The organism is Promineifilum sp. (SeqCode) (genome assembly GCF_041918635.1).
Lineage (GTDB): Bacteria > Chloroflexota > Anaerolineae > Promineifilales > Promineifilaceae > Promineifilum.
In genome coordinates, this window is record NZ_JAYRVJ010000624.1 from 1 (window position 1) to 10,117 (window position 10,117).

General features: G+C 64.8%; 10 protein-coding genes and 1 pseudogene. All 11 read left to right on the top strand.

Features of this window, described 5'->3' with window-relative positions; genetic code table 11:
* The first annotated feature begins 100 nt into the window (after nucleotides 1–100).
* Complete coding sequence (locus tag ACE3UY_RS18375; RefSeq protein ID WP_374688936.1) at nucleotides 101–511, top strand: hypothetical protein; 411 nt, start codon at nucleotides 101–103, stop codon at nucleotides 509–511.
* 140 nt (nucleotides 512–651) lie between these two features.
* The gene (locus ACE3UY_RS18380) at nucleotides 652–1,044 is read left to right on the top strand and encodes an ester cyclase (protein WP_374688937.1); all 393 of its coding nucleotides are present in this window, start codon (nucleotides 652–654) and stop codon (nucleotides 1,042–1,044) included.
* A 38-nt stretch (nucleotides 1,045–1,082) separates the two neighbouring features.
* Complete coding sequence (locus ACE3UY_RS18385) at nucleotides 1,083–1,406, top strand: nucleotidyltransferase family protein (RefSeq protein WP_374688938.1); 324 nt, start codon at nucleotides 1,083–1,085, stop codon at nucleotides 1,404–1,406.
* The gene (locus ACE3UY_RS18390; protein WP_374688939.1) at nucleotides 1,393–1,581 is read left to right on the top strand and encodes a hypothetical protein; all 189 of its coding nucleotides are present in this window, start codon (nucleotides 1,393–1,395) and stop codon (nucleotides 1,579–1,581) included. The genes ACE3UY_RS18385 and ACE3UY_RS18390 overlap by 14 nt, the downstream gene beginning before the upstream one ends.
* Nucleotides 1,582–1,590: 9 nt before the next feature.
* Nucleotides 1,591–1,743: a DUF86 domain-containing protein gene (locus ACE3UY_RS18395; protein WP_374688945.1), complete on the top strand. Its 153-nt coding sequence runs from the start codon at nucleotides 1,591–1,593 to the stop codon at nucleotides 1,741–1,743.
* A gap of 64 nt (nucleotides 1,744–1,807) precedes the next feature.
* Entirely contained in the window at nucleotides 1,808–2,581 is a 774-nt protein-coding gene (locus ACE3UY_RS18400; RefSeq protein WP_374688940.1) for a nitroreductase family protein, read from the top strand.
* 35 nt (nucleotides 2,582–2,616) lie between these two features.
* Nucleotides 2,617–2,898: a type II toxin-antitoxin system RelE/ParE family toxin gene (locus ACE3UY_RS18405; RefSeq protein WP_374688941.1), complete on the top strand. Its 282-nt coding sequence runs from the start codon at nucleotides 2,617–2,619 to the stop codon at nucleotides 2,896–2,898.
* Nucleotide 2,899: 1 nt separating this feature from the next.
* On the top strand, nucleotides 2,900–3,109 hold the full coding sequence (locus ACE3UY_RS18410; protein ID WP_374688942.1) for a prevent-host-death family protein: 210 nt from the start codon (nucleotides 2,900–2,902) through the stop codon (nucleotides 3,107–3,109).
* Nucleotides 3,110–3,523, top strand: coding sequence for a GNAT family N-acetyltransferase (locus tag ACE3UY_RS18415; RefSeq protein ID WP_374688943.1), 414 nt, complete (start codon nucleotides 3,110–3,112; stop codon nucleotides 3,521–3,523). It abuts the gene before it with no gap.
* Between the two features lie 1,021 nt (nucleotides 3,524–4,544).
* Complete coding sequence (locus ACE3UY_RS18420; RefSeq protein WP_374688944.1) at nucleotides 4,545–9,128, top strand: ExeM/NucH family extracellular endonuclease; 4,584 nt, start codon at nucleotides 4,545–4,547, stop codon at nucleotides 9,126–9,128.
* Nucleotides 9,129–9,611: 483 nt separating this feature from the next.
* Nucleotides 9,612–10,117, top strand: a pseudogene (locus ACE3UY_RS18425) (hypothetical protein); the annotation flags it as partial.

Sequence of the window (10,117 nt, forward strand, 5' to 3'; positions counted from 1 at the left end):
ATTATAATGTAGACAGAGGTGATCTGGCCTGCTATCGAAGTCACCTCCCGCTTGATTGCGCCGGCTTGGAGGCCCGCCCCCAACCAAGTGGAGGAGTATCATGTCTCCCAGATTGCGCATTGTCTTTTGGATTCACGCCATTGTGGCGTTGGTGTTTGGCATTGCCATGCTGTTCGTGCCCACGTTCGTGATCGATCTGTTCAACTTTGAGCCAGGCGACCTGTACAACATGCGGATACTGGGCGTCGCGCTGGTAGCGATGGGCTTCTCGTCCGTCCTGGCGGCGCAGGCGCAGCGCTTCGAGCGCGTCGCCATCGTGCTGCAAATGGAAGTGGTCTTCACCATCATCAGCCTGCTGGTTGCCCTCTACGCCGTCATCTTCGCCAGCGCGCCGGTGATGGTGTGGCTAGATGTCGCCATCTTCGCCATCTTCGCCGTCCTGTTCGGCTACTACTACTGGCAGACCCGTTCCATCCAGCAGCCGCAACCGGGAACCCCGGCCCTGAGGTAGCTTGTCGGGCGATTTGCCCAATCGCCCCTTTTTGACCCCGGAACTGTTCTGGGGGTGGGCCTCCTTCCAGACCTGACAGGTGTCGGGCGTTGGCCGCCAACGCCCGACACCTGTCAGGTCTACGAGGTAATGCCATGTCTATGGAAGCCAGAAAGGACGGGATCCGCCGCTGGTGCGACGCCATCAACAGCGACGAGTGGGCCGCGCGCGTCGCCGAGTTTCACGACCCGGCCGAGCAAGAGCGCTTCGTGGAGGAGCACACGCCGTTTCGCCGCGCGTTCGCCGGCTACCACTTCGCGATCGACGGCCTCATCGGCGAGGGGGACACCGTCGTCACGTGGGGAACCGTCACCGCCCGGCACGTGGCCGAGTTCCCGTTCGGCGAGTTGAAAGGCGTGCCGGCGACGGGCAAGCCGGTGTCGTGGAAGGAAGTCTGGATCGAGCGCTTTGAGGGCGACCGGCTGGTTGACTTCCAATTGATCCTGGACGGCGTCAGCCGGCTGCAACAACTGGGGGCGCTGCCGCCGGCGTAGTCTTACCCCTCCCGCCCAATCCGTGGCATACTACCGGCATGGACACCCTTGACGCCAGCCACCGCCGGATAGTACGCGATCTGCCGCGCGATGCCCTGGCCGACTTCAGTCGCCGCCACCACATCCGGCGGCTGGCGCTATTCGGCTCCGCTTTGCGCGATGACTTCCGGCCCGACAGCGACCTCGACATCCTGGTCGAGTTCCAGCCTGGCGTGCGCGTTGGTCTGCGCTTCTTCGCGCTGCAACGCGAACTGAGTGAGCTGCTCGGCCGGGAGGTTGACCTCAACACCCCCGGCTTCATCAGCCCCTACTTTCGCGACCAGGTGCTGGCCGAAGCGGAGGATCTGTATGTCGCGCCATGATGACGTCATCCGGCTGCGCCACATGCGAGACCATGCCGCCGAGGCGATCGCCATGACGCGGCGTAGGAAGCGCACCGACCTCGATGACGACCGTATGCTTGAATTGGCGCTAGTCCGCCTCATGGAGATCATTGGCCAGGCGGCTGGTCGTGTCACGCCAGAGACGCGCGCCTAACTGCCCAACATCCCCTGGTCAGATGTTGTCGCCATGCGCAATCGTCTTATCCATGGCTACGACAGTGTCGACCACGATATCTTGTGGGACACCATCACCCACGACTTGCCCTCGCTGCTCAAAGCGCTGGATCGGCTGCTGAAGCAAATGACAGACCAGTAGCATAATTGGCGGCCGAGGGAAACCTACATATGCCCCCTCGGCCCGCCTGTGGCATACTACCCGCATGGACACCATCGACGCCATCCACCACCACCGATCCATCCGCCGCTATCGCCCCGACCTCGTGCCCGACGACCTGCTGACCGAGATTCTCGCCGCCGGCGTGCGCGCCTCGTCGTCGGGCAACATGCAGAGCTACTCCATCATCGTCACCCGCGACCGGGCGCTGCGCGAACAGCTCTACGTCCCCCACATGGAGCAGGACATGGTGCTCGACGCGCCCGTGCTGCTGACCTTCTGCGCCGACTTCCGCCGCATGCGCCACTGGCTGCGGCTCAGCGACGCGCCCGACAACTTCGACAACTTCATGAGCTTCCTGATCGCTGCCATCGACGCCACACTCGTCTCCCAGACCGTCGCCCTGGCCGCCGAGGCGCGCGGGCTGGGCATCTGCTACATGGGCAGCACCCTGGCCAACTGCGACCAGATCGGCCGCCTGCTGAGGCTGCCGCCGGGCGTCATGCCCGTCGTCGGCTTCTCCCTCGGCTGGCCGGCCGAAGACCCCGCCCCCCGCGACCGCCTGCCGCTCGACGGCCTGGTGCACCACGAGACGTACCACGACTACAGCGACGAGCGCATCCACGAGATTTACCGCGACCGGGAGCGCCAGGGCTGGGCGCGCTACATGAGCTACCCCGAATTGCGCGCGCGCATCGAGGGCGCGGGCGTAGCCAATCTGGCCCAGGTCTACACCGTCATCAAGTACACCCGCGAGTCGCACCGGGAATATTCGGCGACGGTGCTGGGGTATTTGCGGGAGCAGGGGTTCCTGCACTGATCTAACTACCCGTTTTGAGCTAAAATAGACGCTGAATGGACACTGAACCAGGGCCTTATCGTGTCGAGTTGTCAGAAAAGGCTGTGAAGAACTTGCGCCGGTTTCCGCGCAACGACCAGCAGCGCATTCTGGCCCAGATTGAGAAGCTGGCAGCCAATCCACAGGGAATGCCAGATGTCAAACGCCTGATTGGGTATGACGTTGCCTATCGCCTGCGCGTTGGCGATTATCGAGTTCTATTCGACAGAGATGACGTGATTCGGATTATAGATGTAGTCAACGTTTTACCGCGCGGCCGAGCTTACCGGAGGAAGTGACATGCTTGATCAAGTGCAAATCATCAAGGATCGGGATGAAGCCCGTTTTGCCGTCATTCCCTATGAGGAATACCTCTTCCTGCGCGACCTCTTGAACGATCAAGAGAAGCTCGAAGACTACCTGGACTATCTGCACATGCAGCAAGTCAAAGCTGAGTCTTCAGTGCGCTATTCGCTGGAAGAAGTAAAACAGATGCTGGATTTGGATTGAATGATCAACTACTCCACCACCCACCCCCTCACCCCCGCCCTCTACATCGACCTCCTCCACCGCTCCACCCTCGGCGAGCGCCGGCCGGTGGACGACCCCGAAACCATCGCCGGCATGATCGCCAACGCCGATCTGACCGTCACCGCCTGGGACGGCGAGACGCTGGTCGGCGTGGCCCGCTCGGTGACCGACTTCACCTACTGCTGCTACCTGTCCGACCTGGCCGTCGACGCCGCCTACCAGCGGCAGGGCATCGGCGTGGAACTGATCGCCCTCACCCAGGCGCAACTGGGGCCGCGCTGCAACATCATCCTCCTGGCCGCCCCCGCCGCCGCCGACTACTACCCCCGCGTCGGCTTCGAGCACCATCCGCGCTGCTGGATTCTGCATAGAGACAAGGAACTGCGGCGATAAGAGGCTCACGCCAAGGGCGCAAAGAAGAAAAGAACGCAAAGAAGAACCCTGTGATTCTTCTTTGCGTTCTTGGTTTCCTTAGCGCTCTTGGCGTGAGCCTCTTCTAAAGCCGAAACGCCGCGAAAGGGGGAATCGCGGCGCTTCGAAAAAGGAGGAAACTGCATTTGCTGCCCACCGATAGCATACAACACCCCCGCCCTCCCGCGCGTAAACGGCCGGTGTAAAGGGCGTGCAAAAGGCGTGAAGGCATCCCGTGGCCAGGAGCGGGGGAGCAGGGGAGCGCGCTTCTTCCCTGGAACCTGGCCCCTGGCCCCTGGAACCTCTCTTCCCCCCACACGGCAAAACGCCGCCGGGAGGACGGCGGCGCTGAGCCAAGGAGGAAAACGGAGAAGTTTGGAGGAGGAGGAAAACTGTCTGTGTGCTGCCTGACCGTAGAATACCCGATCCGCCCCGCTTTCTCAGCCCATCGGGTTACAGGTGAAGTGTAAAGTTGTTGACAGGAGAGCATGGGAGCGGGGGAGCGCGGGGGCGGGGGAGCAGGGAAACACCAGCCACGAAAGCGCTTCTTCCCTAGCCCCTAGCCCCTAGCCCCTAACCCCTAACCCTTAGCCCCCACCGAAAGTCCAATCGTAAGCTTCCCCCGCTACAATGACGGCGTCGGCGGAATCTCTCGACCTCCTCTGCCAAACGCCCGCCGGCCGGCAAGTAGGCAATTTGCCCTGTTCTCAGACCGCTCTAAGCAAAATGGTGCGTTGGTCGCTTGCGCTATTTTGCGCATTGATGTTACAATACGATGGGTTCGTTGCGTGACGTGGGCGGGAAGGAAGGGCTTTAGGATCGGCGGGGAGCTGGCGCTCGGTAGCCGGCGTCCTAGTGTCTATTAGTGGTAGTCAGGAGGTTTGCCTATGCCCTATAACCGGCGACATGCCCCACCCACCGCGCCGCGCCGGCGCGCCCCCCTCTCACACGCGCATCTTCGCGTCACCCGACGCGCACTCACTTTTGTTCGAGGAGACCATAGATGAGGACTAACGGATTGAAGCTTTTTGCTATCGCGCTGATCCTGGCGCTGGTGGCGGTCGTCTCGCCCGGCCTCGGCCGGCCGGCGGCGGCCCTGTCATCAGACATCGTGATCAGTCAGGTGTATGGCGGCAGCGGCGTTGACGGAACTGGCGGCAACGACTCTGTCTACATCAATGACTACGTCGAGTTGTTCAACCGGGGAACAACAACGGTTTCCCTTTCCGGCATGTCTATCCAGTATGCCAGCGCCACCGGCACCGGCGATTTTGCTGGTAACCCGGTGGTTGTTCTCTCTGGTTCGTTGGCGCCGGGCCAATATTACCTGATACAGCAATCCTCCGGCGGCACTTTTGGCGGACCGCTGCCCACACCTGACGCGACCGGCACGGCGAATTTGAGCGGCACGAGTGGAAAAGTGGCATTGGTAATGCAGGCAACCGGGCTGGCCTGTAATGGCGGCTCGAATCCGTGTGACGCTGCTGAGACCGCCCTGATCAAGGACTTGGTCGGCTATGGCACTGCCAACTACTTTGAGGGCGCTGCCACTCCGTCACCAACCAACCCGTTTGCCATCAAGCGGGAGGCCAACGGCTGCACGGAGACGGACCACAACGCCAATGATTTCGAAATCGTCGGCGCTGTGGCCCGCAACACCTCCTCCCCGTTCAACGTCTGCGGCGGCGGCGACGCGGCCCCCTCCGTCACCGGAACCACCCCCGCCGACAACGCCACCAACGTGGCCGTCGACGCCGACGTGAGCGTCACCTTCAGCGAGGCCGTCAACGTCGCCGGCGCGTGGTACACCATCAGCTGCGCCACGTCGGGCGCGCACACCGCGACCGTCAGCGGCGGGCCGACCACCTTCACGCTGAACCCTGACGCCGACTTTACCAACGGCGAGGTCTGCACCGTCACCATCGATGACGCCCTGGTGACCGACCAGGACGGCATCGACCCGCCGGACGACATGGACGCCGACTACGTCTTCGACTTCACCGTCGTCTCGTCTGTCCCCGTCTGCGACCAGCCGTTCACGCCCATCTACGACATCCAGGGCATCGGCGCGACCACGCCCATCCCCGGCCCCGTCGTCACCGAGGGCGTCGTCGTCGGCGACTTCCAGACCAGCGCCGGCATCCAGGGCTTCTACATCCAGGAGCCGGCCGGCGACGCCGACCCGGCCACCTCCAACGGCATCTTCGTCTATACCGGCGCGACCGACAACACCGTCAGCGCCGGCGACGCCGTCCACGTGACCGCCTACGCCCGCGAGCAGTTCGGCCAGACGACACTGAACGGCTCCAATGCCGATAACACTGTCGTACCCGCGGCCAACATCGTCATCTGCGGCACGGGCAGCGTAACCCCCGTGGACGTAACCCTGCCCTTCGCTACCGCGACCGAGGCGGAGCGCTACGAAGGCATGCTGACGCGCTTCCCGCAGACGCTGGTCATCGCCGAGTACTTCAACTACGACCAGTTCGGCGAGGTCGTGTTGGCCCTGCCGCTGACCGGCGAGGATCGGCCCTACACCGGCACGGCCATTGACGAGCCGGGCGCGGCGGCCAATGCCCGCACCCTGGCCAACAGCCTGCGCCGCATCACGCTGGATGACAACCAGGGCGGCTCTAACCCGTCCGTCCTGCGCCACCCCAACGGCGACCCGTTCAGCCTGACCAACCGCTTCCGCGGCGGCGACGAAGTGCAGAACACCGTCGGCGTGCTGGGCTATGGCTTCAACCTCTATCGCGTTCACCCCACCGCCCCGGCCGACTACACCGCGGTCAATCCGCGCCCGGCCGCGCCCGACGCGGTCGGCGGCAGCCTGCGCGTGGCGGCCATGAACACGCTCAACTTCTTCATCACCGCCGACTACCCGACCGGCAACCCGCTGGACAACGATTGCGGCCCGGCCCAGAACGCGGAGTGCCGCGGCCACGACTCTGACCAGCCGATGGAGTTCACCCGCCAGCGCGACAAGCTGCTGGAGGCGCTGGCTGGCCTGAACGCCGACGTCATCGGTCTGAACGAGATCGAGAACACCACCGGCGTTGAGCCGCTGGGCGACCCGACCAACGGCATCGTCGCCGGGCTGAACGCCATGCTCGGCGCGGGCACGTACGCCTACATCGACACCGGCGTGATCGGCACCGACGTCATCCGCGTCGGCCTCATCTATAAGCCGGCCAAGGTGACCCCCGTCGGCGCGTTCCAGACGCTCGACAGCACCGATGACCCGCGCTTCGCCAGCAACAACCGCCCGGCCCTGGCCCAGACCTTCGAGGAAGTGGGCACGGGCGCGCGCTTCACCGTGGCCGTCAACCACCTCAAGTCCAAGAGCTGTGGCACGCCGCCCCCCACCGGCGCGGATGCCGACCAGGGCGACGGCCAGAGTTGCTGGAATGCAACGCGCACGGCCGCGGCCCAGGCCCTCGTGGACTGGCTGGCGACCGACCCGACCGGCAGCGGCGATCCTGACTTCCTGATCATGGGCGACCTGAACGCCTATGCCATGGAAGACCCGATCGATGCCATCAAGCTGGGCGCGGACGACACGACCAGCACCGGCGACGACTACGTCAACCTGATCGCCCAGTACGAGGGAACCTACGCCTACTCCTATACCTTTGACGGGCAGGCGGGCTACCTCGATCACGCCCTGGCGATCACTAGCCTGGCCTCCCAGGTGACGGGCGCGACGGAGTGGCACATCAACTCCGACGAGCCGGACGTGGTGGACTATGACACCACGTTCAAGCCGCCGGCCCAGGAAGCGTTGTACCAGGACAACCCGTACCGCTCCTCCGACCACGACGCGGCCCTCATCGGCCTGAATCTGACCCCGCCGGCTGACACCACGCCGCCGACCGTCACGATCAACCAGGCCGCCGGCCAGGCCGACCCGACGAGCGCCAGCCCCATCAACTTCACCGTCGTCTTCAGCGAGCCGGTCACCGGTTTCGAGACGGGCGACGTGACGTTGAGCGGCACGGCCGGGGCGACCACGGCCACCGTGACCGGCAGCGGCGCGACCTACAACGTCGCCGTCAGCGGCATGACCGGCAGCGGCACGGTGATCGCTTCCATTGCCGCCGGTGTGGCCCAGGACGCGGCCACCAACCTCAATACGGCCTCCACGTCCACCGATAACACGGTCACCTACAACGTCCTGGACACGACGCCGCCCGACACGACGATCACCAACAACCCGCCCAACCCGTCGAACAGCGACACCGCCTTCTTCCAGTACACCAGCACTGAGCCGGGCACGAACTTCGAGTGCCAGCTGGACAACACGGGCTGGACGGAGTGCGACGGCGGCCAGGTGACCTATGGCGGCCAGCCCGATGGCAGCCACACCTTCGAGGTGCGGGCCATTGACAACGCCGGCAACACCGACCCGACCCCGGCCAGCTACACCTGGGTGATCAACACGACGGTTCCGGACACCACGCCGCCCGACGTGACGATCAACCAGGCCAGCGGCCAGCTCGACCCGACCGGCGTGAGCCCCATCAACTTCACGGTTGTCTTCAGCGAGCCGGTCACCGGCTTCGCCACGGGTGACGTGACCTTGAGCGGCACGGCCGGGGCGACCACGGCCACCGTGACCGGCAGCGGCGCGACCTACAACGTCGCCGTCAGCGGCATGACCGCCAACGGCACGGTGATCGCCACCATCGCCGCCGGTGTGGCCCAGGACGCTGCCGGCAACCTCAACACGGCCTCGACCTCCACCGACAACACGGTGACCTACAACCTGCCGGTGCAGACCGACGCCATGGTCTTCGTCTCCACGACGACCGCCGGCACGGTCGGCGCGCTGAGCTACGGCAGCGAGGACATCCTCAAGTGGGATGGCAGCGTCTGGACGAAGTGGTTCGACGGCTCCAACGCCGGTCTGATCGCCAGGAACGCGCAGCACAACATCAACGCGATCTACATCCCCGACCCCAACGTGGTTGCGTTCATCGCCAGCTTCACCCAGAACGGCCGCAAGGTTCCGGGCATCACCCCCAGGGTGGACGGCACGGATCTGGTGCGGTGGAACGGCAGCGCCTTCTCGCTCTACTTCGACGGCTCCGACGTCGGCCTGACGGTCAAGACGCAGGAGAAGATCGACGGCCTGCACCTGCTGGACCCGGCGCTCGCGCCGGCGGCGGTCAAGGCGGCGGCGGGCGGTTCGTGCCAGGCGTACCTGTTGATCAGCACGCAAGGCCCCGGCAAGGTGCCGAACTACACCGGGACGAACCTGAACTTCCGCGGCGAGGACGTGCTCGGCTTCTGCGCCACGAACCTGGGCAGCATCACTGCCGGCAAGTGGCACATGCTGCTGGACGGCTCGACGGTCGGTCTGACGCGCAACACCATCGATAGCATCTCGGCCAGCGACGACGGGCAGACGCTGTACTTCACGACGAAGGCGGCGATCAACGTCCCGCCGGCTGTGGGCGGCCATTCGATGGTCTACACCTACAACATGACCACCGGCGACTTTAGCGCCCCCATCTTCAGCGCTCCGGCCGAAGGGCTGACGAAGAAGGTGGACGCGCTGGAGTACGTCCCCGGCACGCAGCCGTAATCTAGCTTTCACGTAAAGACGCCAAGAACGCCAGGCCCAGAAATCTGAGCCTGGCGTTCTTGGCGTCTCGCGGCATGGTGTAGCACAGGTTGTTAACCTGTTCCCCTCCCACCACGTCACGTAGGGGCGCACCTGCGTGTGCGCCCTGGGGCAGACACGCGGGGACAGACTCAGCAAGCTCCGGGCCGGGCCGCCCCGGGCTGAAGCCCCGGGCTAGTGAACAACGGCCCGTGAACGGGCCTTGCAGACACATGTCCGCTCAGCAGCCGGCCTCGGCCGGCGTTGTTGACTAGCCCGGCGCCTTCAGGCCCGGGCGGCGTGGCGGGCGGAAAGCCTGATGCCAAAGATCACAGGTTGACAACCTGTGCTACAGGGCGACAGCCGTGCCGTAAGGAATCCTGTATATCCTACCGTTATCGCCCGGCCGCCTGTGTGCCGGGCTTTTTCAAGGTTCATCGACGTACCGTAAGTGAGGACACACGTATGAGACGCACCCCTTTTCTGACTCGTCGCGCCTGGATGCTTTTACTCCTGCTCCTGGTGGGTCTGGCCGGCGCGGCCGCCCGGCCGGCCGCCGCTCAGGGCGACTGGTGGGACGCCGCCTGGGCCTACCGCCACCCCATCGACGTGGACGCCAACGGCTTCGCCCGCACCAACAAGCCGGTCGAGGTCAAGCTGAACTTCACCCCCCTGCTGGCCGCCCAGGGCGGTTCCGGCGCGTTCGACCCCGACTCCCTGCGCGTCATCGAAGTTGACGGCAGCGGCGCGGTCATCGACGACGCCGTGCCCTTCCAGTTCGACAAGGCCGGCGACTACAGCGCCGCCAACAAGGCGCGCGGCGTGCTGACCTTCCTGATGAAGGGCGCCACCGCCGCGGCCGAGACGCGCCATTACCACGTCTACTTCGACGTGGCCACGGCCAACCACCCGTCGGCCACCTTCCCGGCCCAGGTCACGCTGACCGAGGTGGCCCACAAGGGCTACGCCAG